Genomic DNA, 19920 nt, shown 5'->3' with positions numbered 1-19920 from the left:
CGTTGGATTGTTATTCAAAGTCTTTATCAATTTTTTTAAATAAGTGCACAAATGTTTGAAGTTCTTCCTGATTCAGGCTTCCGAACCGTTCAAATAAATAGTCGGTTTTCTTTTTTTCAAGCTCCATTAATTTTTTTGTCCCTGCATCCGTAATGCCGATATGAATAATTCTGCGGTCAGATTCGGCTCTGGAGCGTTCTATTAGCCCTTTGCCGACGAGTGAATCCGCCATAGACGTAATATGGCTAGCTGAAACATCAAGCTTTTTGGAAAGATCAGATGATTTTAATGTTCCGTCACAGTGAAGTGATTTTAATATGAAGAATTCATTTCTTGAGATTTCTTTTTCCAATATGCTGTTAACGCCTTGGCGAAGCTGGCGGAATACCCTCCTCAGCAGGCCTTCCATTTCATAAAGAAGCTCTTCCTTATCGTTCAAACGCTCTCCCTGCCTTCTTGAAAAAAATACTTAAGTAACTGAACTATTAATTAGATTAAGTATTTTTTCTCTTCCTGTCAAGAATAATAAACCGGTAATCTTTACAGGCCCGTCCATATGTTAAGCAAGTTTCTTTTCCTGGCGATGGCAGGTGGTATAATAATGGTATGAATATAAAGCGAGGTGTCTAATGATGAAACAAACAGAATTGGCGACTTTTGCCGGAGGGTGCTTCTGGTGCATGGTCCAGCCTTTTGATGAGATGCCGGGAATCGAGCGGGTTGTCTCAGGCTACACAGGAGGCACTGTTGAAAATCCCACCTATGAACAAGTATGCTCCAATCAGACAGGTCATTATGAGGCGGTTCAAATAACTTTTCAGCCCGACGTTTTTCCATATGAAAAGCTTCTTGAACTTTTCTGGCAGCAAATCGATCCGACTGACGCGGGCGGCCAGTTCTTTGACCGCGGTGAATCCTATAAAACCGCTATTTTTTATCACAGCGCAGAGCAGGAGCGCCTTGCTGAACAATCGAAGGTAAAGCTTCAGGAGAGCGGGAAATTCAGCAAGCCGATTGTAACAGAGATTATACCGGCATCGGTTTTTTACCCGGCTGAGGAGTATCATCAGGATTACTATAAAAAAAATTCAGCTCACTATAACCGTTACAAAACAGGTTCAGGCAGAGCAAAATTCATAGAAGACCATTGGAAAAACAACGATGGAAAAAAAGACATTATTCAATCGCTGACTCCTATGCAATATGAAGTCACACAAAATAATGGAACAGAGCCTCCATTCCGAAATGAATACTGGGATAACAAAGAAGAGGGCATTTATGTAGATATCGTTTCCGGAAAACCTCTTTTCAGTTCAACAGAACAGTACGATGCAGGGTGCGGCTGGCCAAGCTTTACAAAGCCGATTGATGAAGAGGAAGTTGATGAAAAAATGGATTTCACCCACGGTATGGTTCGAACCGAGGTGCGAAGCAAAACGGCTGATTCCCATCTGGGCCATGTGTTTAACGACGGACCAGGACCGAATGGACTAAGGTATTGCATTAATTCCGCAGCATTGAAGTTCATACCAAAAAATGAGCTGGCTGAAAAAGGATACGAACGATACAGTGTTTTATTTGATTGATGAAAGAAGGCTGCCGGTTAACCCGGCAGCCTTTGCTTTTTCAGAGAAAAAGTCTTTCTTTTTCTTCCTTCTGGCCAGTTCCCTGAAAATACAGATTTAACCAGGTTTTTTAAACCCATCTTTCATTTGCACATACATATTCCGTCACTGATTAATAGATTAGATTAGTATATATTGCAAGTAAGGAAAGATCGCTTCCATTAGTTTAGTTCCAATGAATAAATTGTATATGCTCTAATTTTCTTTGAAAACACCTCTTCAGGCAGTATTAGCTTCTTTCTCAGTTATTTTTCCCATCATTCCATCATCTGCTTACGATTACTGCGTTTTATTGTTTGACGATACCAGAGTTAAAAACTCGATTCGGTTGTTAATAATGAGATTATTTAAAGTGGAGTTGGCGAAAGTTACGTTCTAATCTGTTCAAAATGCAATATATTTGATGTTCAGATTGAAAATAATTGAAATTAAAACACGAATATAGTTAAGCCTTTAAGGACTCGTGAGGTTAATTATGGAGATGCTATCCACTCATCTTTGAAGAATGTTCAATTAAGTAATTGAGTGAAAAATCCGCAAATTTACTAGGTCATTTACTAGAAACTAAATTTCTATAAATAAATATAATGCATAGATCAGTATGCTTGAATTACTAGTATCAAAATAAGTTGCTGCACCTTTAAACTGGAATACAGGACTTAAGGAAAAACTAATTTTAGGGGGTATTTGCATTTATGGCCACCTTATCAACAGGCCCAATAGAAAACAATTCGGTGGGAGGGATTAGACCTAGCCAACAGGTTACAGTAAAAATTGACAACCGTGACTCTGTGAACAACTCTACAATACTCATTCAAGGATATACATTAAACGGGACGAGAATATTATATGTAAGCGAATTATTTAGTGTAAATCCGAATCAGGTTGTGACAAAAACCTATTTTGCTGATGTTGAAGGTTTTGAATTTATCTTTAATATTTCAGGACTTGGAGAAGGAGAAACGGAAGTCTCTGTGTGGGGGAAAAATTCTTCAGGCCAGCTTGTAGCTGCTCACAGACTAGTCTCGGACGAGCTAATAGGCACACAGCAAAATGTAAGTGGAGTGACGGGTGCAACGGGAGCGACAGGTCCAGCTGGTCCAGTGGGAGCAACAGGTCCAGCGGGAGCGACCGGAGCAACAGGCACAGCCGGAGCAACAGGTACAGCCGGAGCAACCGGAGCAACAGGCACAGCCGGAGCAACAGGTACAGCCGGAGCAACCGGAGCAACAGGCACAGCCGGAGCAACCGGAGCAACAGGCACAGCCGGAGCAACAGGAGCCACAGGCACAGCGGGAGCGACCGGAGCAACAGGCACAGCCGGAGCGACCGGAGCAACAGGCACAGCCGGAGCGACCGGAGCAACAGGCACAGCCGGAGCGACCGGAGCAACAGGCACAGCCGGAGCGACCGGAGCAACAGGTCCAGCGGGAGCAACGGGAGCAACAGGTCCAGCGGGAGCGACCGGAGCAACAGGCACAGCCGGAGCAACAGGTACAGCCGGAGCAACCGGAGCAACAGGCACAGCCGGAGCAACAGGAGCCACAGGCACAGCCGGAGCAACAGGTCCAGCGGGATCAACCGGAGCAACAGGCACAGCCGGAGCGACCGGAGCAACAGGTCCATCCGGAGCGACCGGAGCAACAGGTCCAGCGGGAGCAACGGGAGCAACAGGTCCAGCGGGAGCAACGGGAGCAACAGGAACAGCGGGAGCAACGGGAGCAACAGGAACAGCGGGAGCAACCGGAGCAACAGGCACAGCGGGAGCAACGGGAGCAACAGGTCCAGCGGGAGCAACGGGAGCAACAGGTCCAGCGGGAGCAACGGGAGCAACAGGTCCAGCGGGAGCAACGGGAGCAACAGGTCCAGCGGGAGCGACCGGAGCAACAGGCACAGCCGGAGCGACCGGAGCAACAGGAACAGCGGGAGCAACGGGAGCAACAGGTCCAGCGGGAGCGACCGGAGCAACAGGCACAGCCGGAGCGACCGGAGCAACAGGAACAGCGGGAGCAACGGGAGCAACAGGAACAGCCGGAGCGACCGGAGCAACAGGAACAGCGGGAGCGACCGGAGCAACAGGTACAGCAGGAACGACCGGAGCAACAGGTCCAGCGGGAGCGACCGGAGCAACAGGTCCAGCGGGAGCAACGGGAGCAACAGGTCCAGCGGGAGCAACGGGAGCAACAGGTCCAGCGGGAGCAACGGGAGCAACAGGTCCAGCGGGAGCAACAGGAGCAACCGGAGCAACAGGTCCAGCGGGAGCAACGGGACCAGCGGGAGCTACAGGAGCACCAACGCTCGGCTTTAGTAATAATACAGGAACAATTACCGTATTTCCGCCATTGAATACTGAAACCGTTGTTGCGAGCGTAACAACTTCAGTATTAGCTGGCCAGAATATTAAAATTGATTATGCATTATCGTATGAGTTGGTTACGACCGCCAATAGTACGTTTACTGTTGAATTTAGAATATATAGAGATGCAACCCTTATTAGTACAAGAATTATGAATCGAGCGATCACTTCAGCAGGTGTTCAAAGATTTGTTATTGCTAACACTTATGTAGATACTGCTCCAGCTGCAAATCCTGCTTCCGTTTACCAGGTTCGTGTCATTCAGACTCAAGCAACGAATGTGACGACTGGAGCAGCAGTTAACCGAGATTTAAACTTGATTAAATTCTAATTAAAGAATTAAGATGCCTTTTAAATCTTTCCCCTGTAGGATTGACCCTTAGAAAAAGGGTCATCTTATAGGGTCTTTTTGTGGAGAAACCAATGGGTCTAAAGAGATGGAAATAAAAAAATAGCGATAAACTCATATCTCAAATCTATCCACATAAGTAATACTGGTCCCTATATAGGATAACGTTAAGAAGACAGGACAGTTCGACTAATAAGCTAGTTTTGAGAAGTGAGTATGATTCTAATGCATTGAAACTCATCTGGAAGAAAACGGTGAGCGCTGATTAAGGAATTCTAGATGCAGACAACAAAGACGGAATTCCCCTTAGTGGAGAAGTATAATCGGCTGGGAGCGAATCATTATTTACTACCAGCGGAATACGAACTGCTAAAAAGATGCGACTATCTGAAAGGAATCTGACCAAAAAGAGAAAACACTCCTCTAAATATTTCGTCTGATTCGGAAAGCCATTGTAAAACCTGAAAATCCTTGAAGAAACCAGAAATATAGAGATATATGACGATCAAAAAAATGATGACCCCTGTATAAAGCAGAAATCATCTTCTTTAAATATCTACCTTTTTAAATAAGTGTCCTTGACAAGGGATACAGATTTATAATTACTGTTTGGTCTAATGATGAAAAAACACAGAGTTCAGTATCAAGGATATTAAAAAAGGTGAAATATAAAAACTGCGATTCTTTTCTCAAAATGGATGATATAAATGCATCCAAAGGAGTGGACGGTACTTGCTTTCAAGTTGAAATACTTCCGAAAGGATCTGGGGCTGATATTTTCTTGTACCCGCTTCAATATGCGTGCGGAATTGGATGAGGATTTCATCGATATAATGCAGATCGTAGCCGGCAAGAATCATCCTAAACCACATATCATAATCATGGGTGTACTTCCATTGGGGGTCAAAATAACCGACCTTTTCGAAGCATTCTTTTTTCATAAGGATGGTACAGCCGTTAACTGGATTTCCCTGGAGAAAAAATTGGGGCACCTCTTTTAAATCGGCAGTAAACCGCTTTCCGCACCAGGGAATCAATACCGTATTATTTTCATCGATGTAGTCATAGTTGGTAAAGCTGAAGTCTGCCCCATGCGTTAGCATATAAGTCATTTGCTTTTGAATTTTTTCTGGCAGGAAATAGTCATCCGATGACAGCCAGGCAATGTATTCTCCAGAAGCTGTTTCAATCCCCTTATTCAGCGCAGTAGCGGTTCCTCCATTTTCTTTTCTTATATAAACAATCCTGTCGAGGAAGGGTGCTAATTTTTCCATATGGGCAGTTGATCCATCGTCCACAACGATGACTTCTATGTTCGGATACGTTTGGTTCAGAGAACTCTGAATAGCCTGTTCTACATAAGAACAATTGAAAAACGGGATGATGATCGACACTTTTGGAGTCATTATATAATCTCCCTTACATCATTTTGCTGTGCTTCAATCCACATGATATGAAAATTCATCAAATCGGTCAGGACATCCATCCAGTTTCATAAAAAACTGATAAAATAGCTCATTCCAATCTCAGCATTTGAACATAGAAATGAAAAGGAATAGATAAGTGGTCCGAAGCCTGGAAATATTGAAGAGAAAGGAATTTTAAAATGGATATACTTTTCATTTATTACGTGCCGAGCGGCGGTGTAGAAACGCTGAACAGGCAAAGATCGGCAGCATTAAAAGCGGCAGGGATCCAGAGTCATTTTTTGTACTATAGGATGGAAAGAACGCTTGTAAATGATCATGAAGCCCCCTTGCATATTAAAAGTGACGAAAATGAAATAAGGAGTTTAATTGAATCAAACCGTTTTGATGCAATTGTCGTGACGTCAGATTATCTCCTTCTTCCAAAGATCCGCAGCTGGGGATACACGGGAAAGCTGATTTTCGAAATTCAGGGTTTAGGATCACAGGAAACGGCAAGGACTGTACTCACTTATGCCATTTCGTACATTACCCCGTCTGCAAACTGCATTCTAAGCTCCAAAACCCCTCATATCATGCAAATGCTTGGTGAACTCTATCCTGGATTTCCTGCTTATTTTATGGACAATTGCTTTGATGCAGAGCGATTTACCCACCGGACCTCTGCAGCATCCGTTAAGCCGATTATAGGATGGATTGGACGATTGGAAGATAATAAAAATTGGAGAGAATTTCTATTAATCGCCCATCTCTTTTCCAACGCTTTTTTTCTGGATGCAGACTTTTATATGTTCGAGGATCATACACTTTCCGCACCTGAAGAAAGAGCGCAATTCGATGCTTTGAGGAACATGTTGGGTCTTGAAAGCAAACTTACCGTTCTTTCAAATATACCGAACCAGGAAATGACGGAATACTTTTCCAGAATGGCGGATTCAGGAGGTTTTCTCTGTTCGACCTCCAAGGTTGAAGGATTCGGATACGCGATTGTAGAGGCGATGAGCTGCGGCTGTCCGGTTTTATCTACTAATTCGGATGGGGTACAAAGCTCCATTATTCATAACGTGACTGGGAAATTTTATACACTCGGGAACATCCATGAGGCTTGTTTAGAAGGGCTGGAATTGATTCAAAATAAAGAGACAAGGGCACGTATACAGGCATCTGCATTAGCGCATATTAAAGAGCATTTCAGCAATCAAAAGTACAGTCAGAGCTTTTTGGAGATGCTGTGCAGCATTTGAACGCTTTAATGGAATAAATGAAATAATCAGCGTTCATTGACTTATTTCGTGAACGCTTTTTCAAGTTTACACAGTTGCTGAAGGTCTAGTGATATTTAAAATTAATACATAGAACTTTTCTTGGTATATCCCATTAATGCGAATCCTTTGCTGACAAGTCATACATATTTAACCCCCTTTAAGACAACCAGGAACAAAAAGGCTGTTCTGATCAATTGAGTATCCTTAAAGATTATTAGAACAATACTTGGTTTATTAAGAAATATAAATGGGAGTGTCAAATCAATAAATAAGGAAAGAGACTACTAGTTTGATAGGACAAATACGTAAGCCATATTTGAGCGGCTGAATAACATAGAAGTGTAGGTGCTGATGAGTTGGATCGTTGAGGGGATGGGGAGAAACATAATGTTCCAACCTTTGCTGCAGCCAGTTACATTATCGTGCCGAAAGTAATGATTTCTCCTATTGGACAGGTTTTATATTTTGCAGGGAGGTTGTTGGATGGCTATTTTATCAACTGGGCCAATTGAAAATAATGCGGTGGCAGGAGTAAGACCTACTCAGCTTGTAACGGTGAAAATTGCCAATCGTGATGCTGTCAATTCTTCAACGGTATTAATTCAGGGCTTTAAATTAACTTCGACAAGAACACTTTATGTTCTGGATCTGATTTCTGTTGCGCCAAATCAAGTGATCTCAAAAAGTTACTTTGCCAATATAGATGATTATGCTTTTGTCTTCACAACTGGAGGTATGGCTGAAAGATCTACTCAGGTATCAGTATGGGGGAAAGATGCAGACGAAAACCTTGTATCTGCCCACAGACTTGTATCAGATGAGATTTTAAATCAAAATTAAAAAATATTACGGTTTTATTTTTACTGAAATGTGAGAATTTATGATATGCCGCGGTCCTCATCAGTGATGTTACACAATTGCAGCAGTGAAAGAGATTTTTCGGTTAGACACACTGCTTCTCAGCAAGGATAATTCTGAATTTTAATTATTCAATTACAGCATGATCATTTTAAGCTTTAATCCATGCATGTGCCGAAATAAGAACAAAGGCAGCATGTATTATTTAATAAACTTATAAAGGCTGCATGAATTAGATGCATCCTTTTTTTGTGTTCCATTTTAATGATCAGTAAGAACCTAATTTTTTTTTATTAAATTGGCTTTGTTAAAGCATTATGTTGATTTATTAACACCTGTTGATTGGAGTGGAAAGCATGAGACTTCAGCGGGAGCAGCAGGACAGGTGAGACGCAAAGCGCAGAGGAGGCTCACCGCCTGTCCCGCGGAAAGCGAATGCATGCTAGCTGCAATCAACAGCCAAGTTTAACAGAGCTATTAAATTAAGGATCCCCAAACGGAACGACGTTCTTCTTTTAACTCTATTATATTAGGCAAGTGGCTGTTTTCAAGAAAATGAGATCTTTCCAATAGACTTGCCTATGCATGGCCGATTCATCGAGCATATCTTAGAAGGAATGCACTAGGAGGAGAGTACACGCGCGGATTTACAGCGGATTAGGAGGCTATAGAAAGTGAATGTCGTAACGATTCTAGGCACCAGACCGGAAATCATCCGCCTAAGCCGGATCATTCCGAAATTGGATAGGCTAGCGAAAAAGCATATTGTCGTTCATACCGGCCAGAATTTTACAGAGGAATTAAGCGGGGTTTTCTTTAAAACGCTTCAGGTGCGTACCCCGGATTATCAATTATTTAATCAGCAGCTTACAGTTGGGGAACAATTATCTGAAATGTTTAAAGGTCTTGAGGCAATCTTTTTAAAAGAAAAACCGGATCGAATTCTGATCCTGGGTGACACGAACAGCGGCTTGTCTGCTATTTTAGCAGAGAGGATGGGGATACCGGTGTTCCACATGGAAGCAGGCAACCGCTGCTTTGATTTGAAGGTACCAGAGGAAAAGAACAGGAAAGTGATTGATTCCATATCTAGCATTAATCTCCCTTATACAGAGCAAAGCAGGGAGAATCTGCTCCGGGAAGGGCTTCACCCCCGGAAAATCCATGTTACGGGAAACCCTATTAAAGAAGTTCTGGATCATTATAAGGAAGAGATCATAAAAAGTCCGATATTAAATCAATTAAACTTGCAGAAAAAAAATTATCTTTTGGTAACCATTCACCGCTCAGAGAATGTTGATCACCCGGAACGGTTAATTGAAATATTTAAAGGGGTGAATGAGACTGCAGCTAAACTGAATGTAAGAGTTATATGCAGTGTTCATCCACGAACGGAGACGCGTTTGAACCAAGCAAGCCTGGTTATGAACCCCCTCGTTGAATTCTACAAGCCCTTTTCCTTCTTTGACTTTGTTCAATTAGAAATGCATGCCAAATGTGTACTAACAGATAGCGGCACCGTTCAGGAGGAGTGTTGTTTATTCCATGTACCTGCGGTAACTATTCGGGATACAACGGAAAGACCGGAAACTGTAGCGTGCGGAAGCAACATGCTGTCTGGAATCGATGCCGCAAGCATAACCGCTTCTGCAGAAACCATGATGAACTTGCCAAATAAGTGGAAGATTCCTGAAGAATATCTCCGTGAAAATGTATCAGACACCATTCTAAAAATTATATTGGGAGGAAATTCTTGTGTTTAATAACCAAACCATTTTAGTCACAGGCGGTACAGGATCGTGGGGGCATGAACTGGTCAGGCAGCTGCTGGAGTTCAGTCCGAAGGAAATCCGGATTTTTTCCAGAAACGAATCAAGTCAATTTACGATGGGTCAGGAATTTAAAGGGCATAGCAATATTTCCTTTGTGATAGGAGACATTCGGGATAAAGAGGCCATTGCTGAGGCAGCAAAGAATACGGATTATATATTTCATCTAGCGGCTTTGAAGCATGTTCCGATTTGTGAAGCACAGCCTCTTGAATCGCTGAAAACCAATGTGCATGGAACCCAAAATGTCATTGAAGCGGCGATTGCAAATAAAGTCCGGTCGGTTGTCTATATCTCTACTGATAAAGCCTCTGATCCATCCAATTTTTACGGTTTTTCAAAGGCTATGGGAGAGCGTCTGATTATCAATGCAAACACGCTTAATAGCGGAACAAAATTTGTGTGCATTCGGGGTGGGAATGTACTTGGGACAAATGGCAGTGTCATTCATGTATTCAAAAAGCAAATTGCAGAGTCCAAAAAGGTAGGGATTACGGATCTGAAAATGACGAGATTCTTCCTTACGCTTCAAGATGCCATTGCACTTGTCTTTAAAGCGGTAAAAGACAGCGTTGGCGGTGAAATCTTCGTTATGAAAATGCCGACTTGCCGAATACTCGATCTCGCTGAGGTATTAATTGAGGACTCCGGTGTGAAAAATGTCCGCATTGAAACAACAGGAGTGAGGCCTGGGGAAAAAATTCATGAGCTCCTGCTGTCCAATTATGAATGCTCCTACTCCATCGTTTACGATGATGAATACTATGTGATCTTGCCCTCTATTCATATAAACGGAATGAAAGAACGCTATGAAGGCTTTGAACCCGTCAAACTTGAAAACTATGATTCAAGTGACGGATTAATGACCAAAAAAGAAATAAGAGCCATGCTTCAGAGAGGCGGTTTTCTATAAATGCGAGTTCTGATTTTAGGCGGGGCGGGAATGGCTGGCCATATAATCAGAGATTATTTTTCCGAAAAACCGACCTATCAGGTGTTCTATACAACAAGAAACATTTCAGATACTAAAGGGATCTTTTTAAATATTAATAACGCTAACAGTGTGGAAGAAATCATTGATTATCTCAAACCGGATTTGATCATCAACTGCATTGGATTACTCAACCATATCGCGGACGAAAACCCTCTTGCTGCTCTTCAGGCAAACAGTATTCTTCCGCATCAGCTCGAAAAATTGCTTTCCCGGCAAGGAGGAAAGCTGGTTCATATTAGCACCGATTGTGTATTCTCCGGAGAGAAAGGCCGATATTCAGAGAAGGACACTCCTGACGGCACATCATTTTATGCACAGTCTAAGAGATTAGGAGAGATCCACAGTGATCGGCACCTTACCATTCGGACTTCGATAATCGGTCCGGAATTGAAAGATAATGGAATCGGTCTCTTTGCATGGTTTATGAAGCAAACAGGGGAAATTCAAGGGTATGAAAAAGTTATCTGGAACGGGGTTACCACTCTGGAACTGGCGAAAGCCATCGAATATTTGGTTGAAAAGAAGACAGCCGGTTTGTATCATCTCGGTTCAAAAACGCTGCTATCTAAAAATGAGCTGCTTTTACTAATCCAAAGAGTTTTTAATAAAACGGATGTAAAAATTATTCCGGATAGCAAGATCATACTAAATCGAACCATCGTGAGCACACGATCAGATGCTGTTTATCCGCTCCCTTCCTATGAAACCATGCTGATTGAACTTAAGCAATGGATGGAAAGCCATGAGTAAAACCATCCTGATAACAGGTGCAAATGGATTTACAGGGATGCACGCCTGTCAGTATTTCTCTGAAAAAGGCTACAACGTTATTGGAACAGCGAGAAGGCCTGCTGAAATAGGTAAAAAGGTGAATTTGATTCTCTGCGATTTAGTAGAAGAAGCATCTGTTCAATCATTAATTAAACAAACCCAGCCTGATTATCTTTTGCATTTAGCGGGAGTAAGCCACGTAGGGAAATCATGGGAAGATCCTGTGGGTACTTTAAAAACAAACGTCCTTTCCACCCTTCATTTACTCGACGCCATTCATAAAGAAAAAGTGGACTGCAAAAGTGTCATTACAGGGTCTGCTCTGCAGACAGACCCCGGAAGTTTAAAGTCGGTTCCCCATCCTTACAGCTTCAGTAAAACCATCCAAACCCTCTGCACGATAGCATGGGGGACGTTATACCAAATGGATGTTGTGATTGCGAAGCCTTCGAATTTAATTGGACCTGGAAATTCATCAGGAGTTTGCTCGGCTTTTGCTCAAAAGATTGTTCACATGCAGCATAATGGAGCAGATCATGTGCTTAACATCGATACCCCTCTTGCGGAAAGGGATTTTCTAGATGTGAGAGATGCTATTGGAGGATATGAAGTATTATTTGAAAAGGGTGAGTCAGGAGAAACGTACGATGTATGTTCGGGCCGAACCCGAACGATTAAAGAAGTAGCTGAAACGTATCGGAAAATTTCCTCCTTCCCATTCAAAATTAAAACAAAAAAAGATGTTCCCTCAGATCCTGCTGAACTCGGCAGCCCGTCTCGTTTAAAGGAATTGGGTTGGCGTCCTCAATATATGTTCGAGGATACGCTTGCAGATACTCTCCAATTCTACTCCCAGTCCTAGTGTCCAGGCATTTGGCTTAAAGGTCAGATGTCTTTTTCTTTCATTAAATTTCTTAGTATCTCTTCCAAGGTTAAACGTTCCAATCACTATCCGCAGGTGTCCATAAGCAAGCAACCCATATTGTATTCAAAGGGCTGAAAAATGGTGTCATTTGCAGATTGCCTTCCATATCATGTAAGCAGCAGGACTAGACGGTTATTAAATTTGGTATAGGAGCTGAACCTCATGAAAATATTACTGGCCACTTATTGGGCCATCCCCCATTTAGGCGGAGTTTGGAATTACATGGTCCAAACGAAAGGCTATTTGGAAGCGCTTGGACACGAAGTAGACATTCTGGGCTACGGTGCAGATAATACGTTCATTCACCTCGTGAACAAAGACCGAAGAGTGGAGAAAAACGACTTGATGCCAGTCCTAAATGTAAACGTTACTCCGGAAAAGTATCCGGAAATTTTTGCGAATAAATTAGTAGAATACACAGAATTCCAGAGGTACTGCTATGAACTGGCAGCTGTCTATTTAGGGCTTGAAGAATATGACATCATTCATACCCAGGATGTCATAGCAACCTCGTGCATTAGCCGCGTAAAACCTCAAGCAACCCCGCTTGTAGCCACACTTCATGGATCTGTCGCACACGAGATCCGCCATCAGCTGAAAACCATTCACAAATCCTCGAATTCTTACCTGGCTAAAGCTTATTATGATGAATTGGAAAGCATGGGCGGGTATACAGCCGACTTGACGATTGTAGCGAACAACTGGCTTAAAAACATCCTGCAAAATGAGTTTGCGATCCCCGAAGAGCAGCTGAAGGTCATGCACTATGGCTTTAATATTCCGGCATTTGATTCAGGGCTGAATCAGAAAACCGATGTGACGAAACCAGAAGGAAAAAAGGTCATCATGTTTTCAGGAAGGCTTGTTGAATTAAAAGGTGTTCATTACCTGCTGGAAGCTCTTGCAAAGCTCATGGAGAGAAATAAGGACTGGATTTGCTGGATTGCAGGCGATGGGGATAAAAAAGGGGAATTGGTCATTCAGTCAAAGGTGCTTAGTCTCGGAGACCATGTAAAGTTTCTTGGAGTGCGGGATGATTTGCCTGCACTGCTTAAGCAAACAGATATCTTTGTTCTGCCAAGCTTGATTGAAAACCAGCCGCTCTCACTGATTGAAGCACAGCTGGCAGGGAACGCAATTGCAGCAAGCAATGCTGGCGGCTTGCCTGAAATGGTCGAGGATGGAGTGACAGGATTGCTGTTTCCAGCAGGTGACTCAGATAAACTGACAGATGTTTTACTCGATATGGTAACGGATGATGAGCTCCGAACAAGATTGGGGACAGCTGCGAAAGAGTGGGCAAGAATCCACTGGGATCTCAGTACAGGGGTCAGAAAATTGACGGATATTTATGAAAGCCTGACAAAAAACGGATAAATGAGGTGTAAACATGGGGAATGAAGGAATTGGTTTATTGAAAAGACAGCAAAGAATGACAGTGCTTATGAATTCATTGACGGCTGTTAAAACATCTGGTGAACTGCAAGTTGTTTCCGGTGACCTAGAGAATTTATCGGCTTTGCTTAAAGCAAGGCTTGAAAGAAATAGATCGAGAACCATAGATCCGGTTTCTGAAGCAAATCCTGATAAGTTGATACCAGCCGAGCTTCAGGAAGCATCAAAATTAAATATGGGACTCATGAAGGCAAATCCTGAATTAAGGGGATTTTCAGCAGCCTTAAAAGACTATATCAGCGAATTAATTTTAAGATCAATCCGAAGCAAATGGTCTGCAAATATAAGACCGGCTGTAGCTGCAGAAACAATGGAATCATCGCCGATGGGTATAGCAGAAAGTTTACAATCTGTATTTGAAAACGCGGTTTTCCCTTCTGAGCTCCCTGTTAATATGGGCATATGGAACAAAATAGCTTCTTCGCTTCCTGAAGGATACCAAATTCCTAATCCAAAAACATACAGCGTCATTGCAGATAATCTCGTTAAATAACCAGGTATATTAGAATTCAAAAAAAGGAGAACCGCTCATGAAGGCTGTTGTTACAGGGGGAGCCGGCTTTATTGGCTCCCATCTTACAGAAGCATTAGCAGATCTGGGATTTGAAGTCCATGTTTTGGATTGGACAGAAGCAGAAGTACCTGAAGCCTTAAAAAAAGATCATGTCGTCTATCATGCACTTGATATTTGCAGCAGAGAGGCGAGGGAAATGGTTGTTTCCATTGATCCATCCTTCCTGTTCCATTTGGCTGCTCAAGCAGATGTCGGAATTTCAATTGAAACTCCGCTCTATGATGCCTGGATTAACGTAAACGGGACCATCAACATGCTGGACGCATGTAGAGAAACCAGCTGTTGCAAAATCATTTTTGCTTCTACTGCGGCCGTATACGGACTTCTCGATAAAAAAGAGATCTGTGAAAAAGATCCCGTGAATCCTGAATCGAATTACGGACTTTCAAAGCTTACCGCAGAATCCTATATTCGGCTTTATCAAAAACTTTACGGCATCCCTTATACCATACTTCGATACGCAAATGTATACGGACCAAGACAGCTACCGAAAGGAGACGGCGGGGTAGTCGCTGTATTCATGAAGAACATCCTCTCCTCGGGATCAATATCTGTACATGGAGATGGCGAGCAGACCAGGGATTTTATTTTTGTTAAAGATGTGGCCGCGGCAAATATTGCAGCCATGAAATATGGAAACAATGAAACAATCCAGATCAGCACAGGCGAAACATACAGCATTAATGAATTAATCCAATATTTAAAAGCGAGCCAAAGTGACGGATTTGTTACACAATATTCAGCCGTACGCAAAGGAGATATCAAGCACAGCTGTCTAGCAAATGAAAAGGCCCGGAACCTATTGAAATGGATCCCGGCATATGGGCTGGAACATGGGCTGAAAGAAACCTATTTATACTACAGCTCACTTTAGGACAAATACCCTCTCTAATCACAGTCCAGCTGAATAAGATACTCAATGAAACACTATACATTCTCAAAGGCTAAAGGAGGAAAGAGGTAACATGAGCTTAGAAGAAAGTTTAAGCAAAATAAAAGGATCCTATGATGCAGTCATCAGTTTAGGTGATCTGTGTCTGGGTTCCATTCAGCTTAAAAAAAGCAGTCTGAGAAATTTTTCAGGTGTATTGGATTGGATGGCATCCCCATTTTTAAGGGATGTAAACCGTTTGCTGAAAAATAAGTTTATCGGTTTTTTTGATGAGGCCAATCTAAGAATTATCGGGTATGCAGCGGATGACATTATCTGTGTAGCAGACGACGGATATAATTTGGTTTCCAACCATGACTTTATGACCGAAGATGGGAATACATTGACCCACCTAGGTTCCTATAAAGATGTTATGGACAAATACGACCGCAGAATTCAGCGGACCCTTGAAAAATTTGCTTCGGCAGACAGAATCCTTTTTGTGAGAACAGAAGGATCGTATGAGGATGCATGGGAGCTTCAGAATATATTATCCGAGATTGTAGCGAATGACTTTCGTGTTTTGATGATCAACCATACGGATGTAAAAGAGATGACAGACAGCTTCTGGGGACTTGAGAAAATCTGTGCCGTTGAGCTTCCTGAGGCGGATAAATGGAACGCAAACGACCAGTTATGGTCTGAATTATTGAAGGAAGTAACACTTACTGACAAAAACAGTGCAGACCTTGAATCCAATCCCGGCTTGGAAACAGAATCCGAATAAAATACTGCATCCGGGAACAAAACAAAAAAATAGGCAAATGCCTAAACCAAACAGCCTGGGTCCTGCATAGGCTATCATTGACTAAAACAATTGGAGGGATTGCTTTATGTACGGTTACCCAGGATATGGATATGGTCATGGCGGTTATGGAAGCAGCTTCGTTCTCATCGTTGTATTGTTCATTTTGCTGATTATCGTAGGAGCTGCCTACATCGGCTATTAATTTGCTAGAAGGGCCTAACGGCTCTTTTTTTATGGGCTGTTTTAGGAATGCAGATGCTCACCATAATGGTTACCTTCAGCTTTTGTCTGCCTGCCATTTTTCACGTATTTCTGTCCGATGATCCACCCGATCTGCCCGATCGCTGCCGTTTTTAGTCTGTAAAACGGCATAATCTGTCCAATGACGATGCGAAACTGTCCGTTGTCTCTGAGAATTTGTCCGTGCGGAATAATCTGTCCAATCACAGCCAGATTCTGTCCGATGAAAGTCATAATCTGTCCGATGACGCGTCGAAACTGTCCGTTGTCCCTGAGAATCTGTCCGCACGGAATAATCTGTCCGATCGCCGCCAGATTCTGTCCATGAAAGTCATAATCTGTCCAATGACGCGTCGAAACTGTCCGTTGTCCCTGAGAATCTGTCCGCACGGAATAATCTGTCCGATCGCCGCCAGATTCTGTCCATGAAAGTCATAATCTGTCCAATGACGCGTCGAAACTGTCCGTTGTCCCTGAGAAACTGTCCGTGCGGAATAATCTGTCCGATCGCCGCCAGTTTTTATCCGATTAACCGCATAATCTGTCCGTCCGACTTTATTGATCTGCCCGCCACCAGGTATTGTGCTTCCATCACACTGATCAGATTTTGTAAATACTGTCCTTTAAATGATTTGCTCCGTTACATATCAAAACACGAACATTAATTATTTATTCTTGTAGAATAGTTCGCTTTATTTGTTGACGGAAGCGGTTTACTTTGGTATATTTACCAAGGATGTTTGAAAAACGATAACGGAGGGATTTTCCTTGAGCCGTATATATGATGTGATTATTGTAGGAGCAGGACCAGCGGGTATCTTTGCTTCATATGAACTTTCCAATTTAATGCCGGACGCAAAGATCCTGCTGATTGATAAAGGACACGATATTTATCGGAGGAATTGTCCGATTCTTCAAAAAAAAATCGAAAAATGTCCGCCTCCTGCTGGGAAAAAGGACTTCTCGGGATGCCTCCCTGCTTGTTCAATAACAAATGGTTTTGGCGGAGCGGGAGCCTATTCTGACGGAAAATTTAACATTACAAGTGAATTCGGGGGCTGGATGACGGATTACCTTTCCGAAAGTACAGTAATCGACCTGATTAAATACGTAGACCAAATTAACTTAAACCACGGGGCGGCTGATACGATAACCGATCCGCTGACAGATAAAGTGAAAGATATCGAGCGAAGAGGGTATGCAGCAGGATTGAAACTTCTTAGAGCCCAGGTCCGTCATCTTGGAACTGAACAAAACCTGGAAATATTGAAAAGCATTTATGAATTTCTTTCCGTGAAAATTAAGATGCAGTTCAAGACAGAGGTAGAGGATTTGATTACAGTCAAGAACAATGGCGGCCATCATGTGAAGGGGATCTTGCTGAAAAACGGAGAAGAAATTTTGGCAGACAAAGTGATTGTGACTCCAGGCCGGGATGGATCAACATGGCTTGGAGGCATGCTGAAAAAACGCCGGTTATCCATGATCAGCAATCAGGTGGACATTGGTGTACGGGTTGAAACATCCAATGTGGTCATGCAGGAAATTAATGAGCATTTGTATGAAGGGAAATTTATCTTCAATACTTCGGTTGGCACGAGAGTACGGACTTTTTGCAGCAATCCGTCCGGACACGTGGTTGTTGAAAATCATTCGGGAACGATGCTTGCTAACGGACATGCATACAAGGATCCAAAGCTTGGAAGCAGCAACACGAACTTTGCACTGCTTGTATCCCATAAGTTTTCAGAGCCGTTTGATCAGCCGAATGAATATGCACATGAGGTTTCCAGGCTTGCGAACAGTCTTTCAAGCGGCGGGTTGATTGTACAAAAATATGGAGATATCTTAAAAGGCCGCCGATCAACGGCAAACCGGATTAAAGAAGGATTTATAGAACCGACTTTAAAAGAGGCAGTACCGGGTGATCTTGGCCTCGCGCTTCCATACAATACGATGAAAAGTCTGATTGAAATGACTGAAGCTCTGGATAAAGTGACGCCTGGTCTTGCTTCTGAACATACTCTCTTTTATGGAATTGAAGCAAAATTCTACTCTGCCCGGCCTAAGCTGAATGACCGCTTTGAAACCGAAATCAGCGGTCTTTATGTAGGCGGCGACGGAGCAGGGATTACAAGAGGACTTGCACAGGCAGGAGCTTGCGGCGTATGGATTGCCAGGGATATTGCCAGTAAAAAGGAAGCACCAAGAAAAGAAGAAGTATTCGCCTGAACTTTAGTGGCTGCCGGTATTAATCCGGCAGCTTTTTTATATTTTATGGGGCACACGCACTTAAAGCTGCGGGTGTATTTTTTGTATTTCATCCCTTGATTTTGAGTTCAATAGGCATTCACAAGAGTCGACCTCTGGCAGTTTTTCATAAGATATTTAGAGTCTTTAGCGAGTTACGGCCTGCTTTCAACTAAATGAAGAAGGAGCGGCTTATGAAGGTAATGACGGTTTTTGGAACAAGACCCGAAGGTATCAAGATGGCTCCTTTGGTAAATTGTCTGAAGAATGATCCCCAAGTTAACCATGTTTGTGTAAATACCGCTCAGCACCGTGACATGCTGGATCAAGTGATGGCTATTTTTCAAATAAGCCCGGATTATGATTTTAATATTATGAAACAAATTCAAACACCGGAAATGATCAGTACAGCCATCCTTACCAGGCTGTCCAAGGTTCTTGATCTTGAAAAGCCGGAAATCGTACTTGTCCATGGCGATACAACAACAGCGTTCATCAGCAGCTATGCTGCTTTTATGAAGCAAATTCCGGTAGGACATGTGGAAGCCGGTCTAAGGACAGGAAACCGGTATTCCCCTTTTCCGGAAGAAATGAACCGAAAGCTAATTGACCAGTTAGCGACTTACCATTTTGCTGTCACAGAAAGCAATAAACAGAATTTGATGAATGAGGGAATCTGCGAAAAAGATATACTCGTCACAGGAAACACCGTGATTGATGCATTGCTTGAAGCAACGAATAAACCTTTTCAATTTTCGCCTCCGCTTGTAGATATTGTAGAACGGAGCGGCAGAATTTTGCTGATGACGACACATCGGAGAGAAAATTTGCAAAAACTCCAAGGGGTCTATGAGGCCATTAATCAAATTGTTCAACTGTATCCCGATCTCCATGTGATTTTCCCCGTTCATAAAAACCCGCTCGTCCGCAAAGCAGTCGAACAATCTCTCCACTTCAATGACCAGATCCATATTACTGAACCGCTTGACTACCTGAGCTTTGCCCATCTGATGAAAGCCTCTTACCTTATTTTAACGGATTCCGGCGGTATACAGGAAGAAGCTCCAGCTCTCGGCAAGCCCGTATTTGTTGCACGGGAGAATACAGAACGACTTGAAGGAGAAAGAGCGGGGACTATTAAGCTTACAGGCTTAAATTCAGCCCGGATTGTAAAGGAAATCCGATTGGTCCTGGACGACGAAGGGGCTTATCAAAAAATGGCACAGGCAATCAATCCATATGGAGATGGATTTTCAAGCCAAAGAATTAAAGATTTTCTTTTAAAAGCATACCGTTCACAGGGCGGACTATAACGGAGGCGCT

Annotated in this window: 18 protein-coding genes; 15 read left to right on the top strand and 3 right to left on the bottom strand. The window is 42.8% G+C overall.

Features of this window, described 5'->3' with window-relative positions; all coding sequences use genetic code 11:
• Positions 1-10: 10 nt before the first annotated feature.
• Positions 11-439, bottom strand: coding sequence for a MarR family transcriptional regulator (locus tag WCV65_RS11595; protein ID WP_156505941.1), 429 nt, complete (start codon positions 437-439; stop codon positions 11-13).
• A 190-nt stretch (positions 440-629) separates the two neighbouring features.
• Between WCV65_RS11595 and msrA the strand changes: the two genes are divergently transcribed.
• Both msrA and WCV65_RS11585 read left to right on the top strand, forming a co-directional pair.
• On the top strand, positions 630-1586 hold the full coding sequence (gene msrA, locus WCV65_RS11590; protein ID WP_338776617.1) for a peptide-methionine (S)-S-oxide reductase MsrA: 957 nt from the start codon (positions 630-632) through the stop codon (positions 1584-1586).
• 734 nt (positions 1587-2320) lie between these two features.
• Entirely contained in the window at positions 2321-4312 is a 1992-nt protein-coding gene (locus WCV65_RS11585; RefSeq protein WP_338776615.1) for a hypothetical protein, read from the top strand.
• Between the two features lie 707 nt (positions 4313-5019).
• On the opposite strand, the gene WCV65_RS11580 is transcribed toward WCV65_RS11585, so the two are convergent.
• The gene (locus WCV65_RS11580; RefSeq protein ID WP_338776612.1) at positions 5020-5736 is read right to left on the bottom strand and encodes a glycosyltransferase; all 717 of its coding nucleotides are present in this window, start codon (positions 5734-5736) and stop codon (positions 5020-5022) included.
• Positions 5737-5936: 200 nt separating this feature from the next.
• Between WCV65_RS11580 and WCV65_RS11575 the strand changes: the two genes are divergently transcribed.
• The 11 genes from WCV65_RS11575 to WCV65_RS11525 all read left to right on the top strand — a co-directional run bounded on the left by WCV65_RS11575 (position 5937) and on the right by WCV65_RS11525 (position 16309).
• A complete protein-coding gene (locus tag WCV65_RS11575; RefSeq protein ID WP_338776610.1) occupies positions 5937-7001 on the top strand; it encodes a glycosyltransferase family 4 protein in 1065 nt (354 codons plus the stop codon).
• A 504-nt stretch (positions 7002-7505) separates the two neighbouring features.
• Complete coding sequence (locus tag WCV65_RS11570) at positions 7506-7862, top strand: hypothetical protein (protein WP_035406246.1); 357 nt, start codon at positions 7506-7508, stop codon at positions 7860-7862.
• A gap of 692 nt (positions 7863-8554) precedes the next feature.
• Positions 8555-9643, top strand: coding sequence for a UDP-N-acetylglucosamine 2-epimerase (non-hydrolyzing) (wecB, locus tag WCV65_RS11565; protein ID WP_035406249.1), 1089 nt, complete (start codon positions 8555-8557; stop codon positions 9641-9643).
• Complete coding sequence (locus WCV65_RS11560; RefSeq protein ID WP_035406250.1) at positions 9636-10622, top strand: polysaccharide biosynthesis protein; 987 nt, start codon at positions 9636-9638, stop codon at positions 10620-10622. The genes wecB (WCV65_RS11565) and WCV65_RS11560 overlap by 8 nt, the downstream gene beginning before the upstream one ends.
• Complete coding sequence (locus tag WCV65_RS11555) at positions 10623-11453, top strand: SDR family oxidoreductase (protein ID WP_338776605.1); 831 nt, start codon at positions 10623-10625, stop codon at positions 11451-11453.
• Positions 11446-12336, top strand: a complete 891-nt coding sequence (locus WCV65_RS11550) for an NAD-dependent epimerase/dehydratase family protein (protein WP_338776603.1) — start codon at positions 11446-11448, stop codon at positions 12334-12336. Before WCV65_RS11555 ends, WCV65_RS11550 begins: the two co-directional genes overlap by 8 nt.
• A 225-nt stretch (positions 12337-12561) precedes the next feature.
• On the top strand, positions 12562-13776 hold the full coding sequence (locus WCV65_RS11545; protein WP_338776601.1) for a glycosyltransferase family 4 protein: 1215 nt from the start codon (positions 12562-12564) through the stop codon (positions 13774-13776).
• 13 nt (positions 13777-13789) lie between these two features.
• Positions 13790-14347, top strand: coding sequence for a hypothetical protein (locus WCV65_RS11540; protein WP_035406264.1), 558 nt, complete (start codon positions 13790-13792; stop codon positions 14345-14347).
• Positions 14348-14384: 37 nt separating this feature from the next.
• Complete coding sequence (locus WCV65_RS11535) at positions 14385-15302, top strand: NAD-dependent epimerase/dehydratase family protein (RefSeq protein ID WP_338776598.1); 918 nt, start codon at positions 14385-14387, stop codon at positions 15300-15302.
• Positions 15303-15393: 91 nt separating this feature from the next.
• Positions 15394-16086, top strand: a complete 693-nt coding sequence (locus tag WCV65_RS11530) for a DUF1796 family putative cysteine peptidase (RefSeq protein ID WP_338776596.1) — start codon at positions 15394-15396, stop codon at positions 16084-16086.
• Positions 16087-16192: 106 nt separating this feature from the next.
• Complete coding sequence (locus WCV65_RS11525) at positions 16193-16309, top strand: YjcZ family sporulation protein (RefSeq protein WP_082883834.1); 117 nt, start codon at positions 16193-16195, stop codon at positions 16307-16309.
• Positions 16310-16350: 41 nt separating this feature from the next.
• Here the strand turns inward: WCV65_RS11525 and WCV65_RS11520 are convergent, their stop codons facing one another.
• A complete protein-coding gene (locus WCV65_RS11520; RefSeq protein ID WP_338776592.1) occupies positions 16351-16737 on the bottom strand; it encodes a hypothetical protein in 387 nt (128 codons plus the stop codon).
• 378 nt (positions 16738-17115) lie between these two features.
• Here WCV65_RS11520 and WCV65_RS11515 point away from each other — a divergent pair, with 378 nt between their 5' ends.
• Both WCV65_RS11515 and wecB (WCV65_RS11510) read left to right on the top strand, forming a co-directional pair.
• Positions 17116-18579 (top strand): NAD(P)/FAD-dependent oxidoreductase, encoded by a 1464-nt coding sequence (locus tag WCV65_RS11515; protein WP_035406272.1) that lies wholly within the window; start codon positions 17116-17118, stop codon positions 18577-18579.
• Positions 18580-18791: 212 nt separating this feature from the next.
• Positions 18792-19910 (top strand): UDP-N-acetylglucosamine 2-epimerase (non-hydrolyzing), encoded by a 1119-nt coding sequence (wecB, locus tag WCV65_RS11510; protein WP_338776588.1) that lies wholly within the window; start codon positions 18792-18794, stop codon positions 19908-19910.
• Positions 19911-19920 lie beyond the last annotated feature (10 nt).

It is taken from the genome of Metabacillus sp. FJAT-52054 (genome assembly GCF_037201815.1).
GTDB classification, from domain to species: domain Bacteria; phylum Bacillota; class Bacilli; order Bacillales; family Bacillaceae; genus Metabacillus_B; species Metabacillus_B sediminis.
Note: the sequence above shows the minus strand (reverse complement) of the source record. Positions and strands in the feature narration are given on the sequence as shown.

Bases quoted from the DNA above. Each gene is read 5' to 3' on its own strand.
- WCV65_RS11585 (WP_338776615.1), top strand. From the start codon at position 2,321: ATGGCCACCTTATCAACAGGCCCAATAGAAAACAATTCGGTGGGAGGG.
- WCV65_RS11540 (WP_035406264.1), top strand. From the start codon at position 13,790: ATGGGGAATGAAGGAATTGGTTTATTGAAAAGACAGCAAAGAATGACA.
- WCV65_RS11575 (WP_338776610.1), top strand. From the start codon at position 5,937: ATGGATATACTTTTCATTTATTACGTGCCGAGCGGCGGTGTAGAAACG.
- WCV65_RS11555 (WP_338776605.1), top strand. From the start codon at position 10,623: ATGCGAGTTCTGATTTTAGGCGGGGCGGGAATGGCTGGCCATATAATC.
- wecB (WP_338776588.1), top strand. From the start codon at position 18,792: ATGAAGGTAATGACGGTTTTTGGAACAAGACCCGAAGGTATCAAGATG.
- WCV65_RS11535 (WP_338776598.1), top strand. From the start codon at position 14,385: ATGAAGGCTGTTGTTACAGGGGGAGCCGGCTTTATTGGCTCCCATCTT.
- WCV65_RS11545 (WP_338776601.1), top strand. From the start codon at position 12,562: ATGAAAATATTACTGGCCACTTATTGGGCCATCCCCCATTTAGGCGGA.
- WCV65_RS11570 (WP_035406246.1), top strand. From the start codon at position 7,506: ATGGCTATTTTATCAACTGGGCCAATTGAAAATAATGCGGTGGCAGGA.
- WCV65_RS11525 (WP_082883834.1), top strand. From the start codon at position 16,193: ATGTACGGTTACCCAGGATATGGATATGGTCATGGCGGTTATGGAAGC.
- WCV65_RS11530 (WP_338776596.1), top strand. From the start codon at position 15,394: ATGAGCTTAGAAGAAAGTTTAAGCAAAATAAAAGGATCCTATGATGCA.
- WCV65_RS11550 (WP_338776603.1), top strand. From the start codon at position 11,446: ATGAGTAAAACCATCCTGATAACAGGTGCAAATGGATTTACAGGGATG.
- msrA (WP_338776617.1), top strand. From the start codon at position 630: ATGATGAAACAAACAGAATTGGCGACTTTTGCCGGAGGGTGCTTCTGG.
- WCV65_RS11580 (WP_338776612.1), bottom strand. From the start codon at position 5,736: ATGACTCCAAAAGTGTCGATCATCATCCCGTTTTTCAATTGTTCTTAT.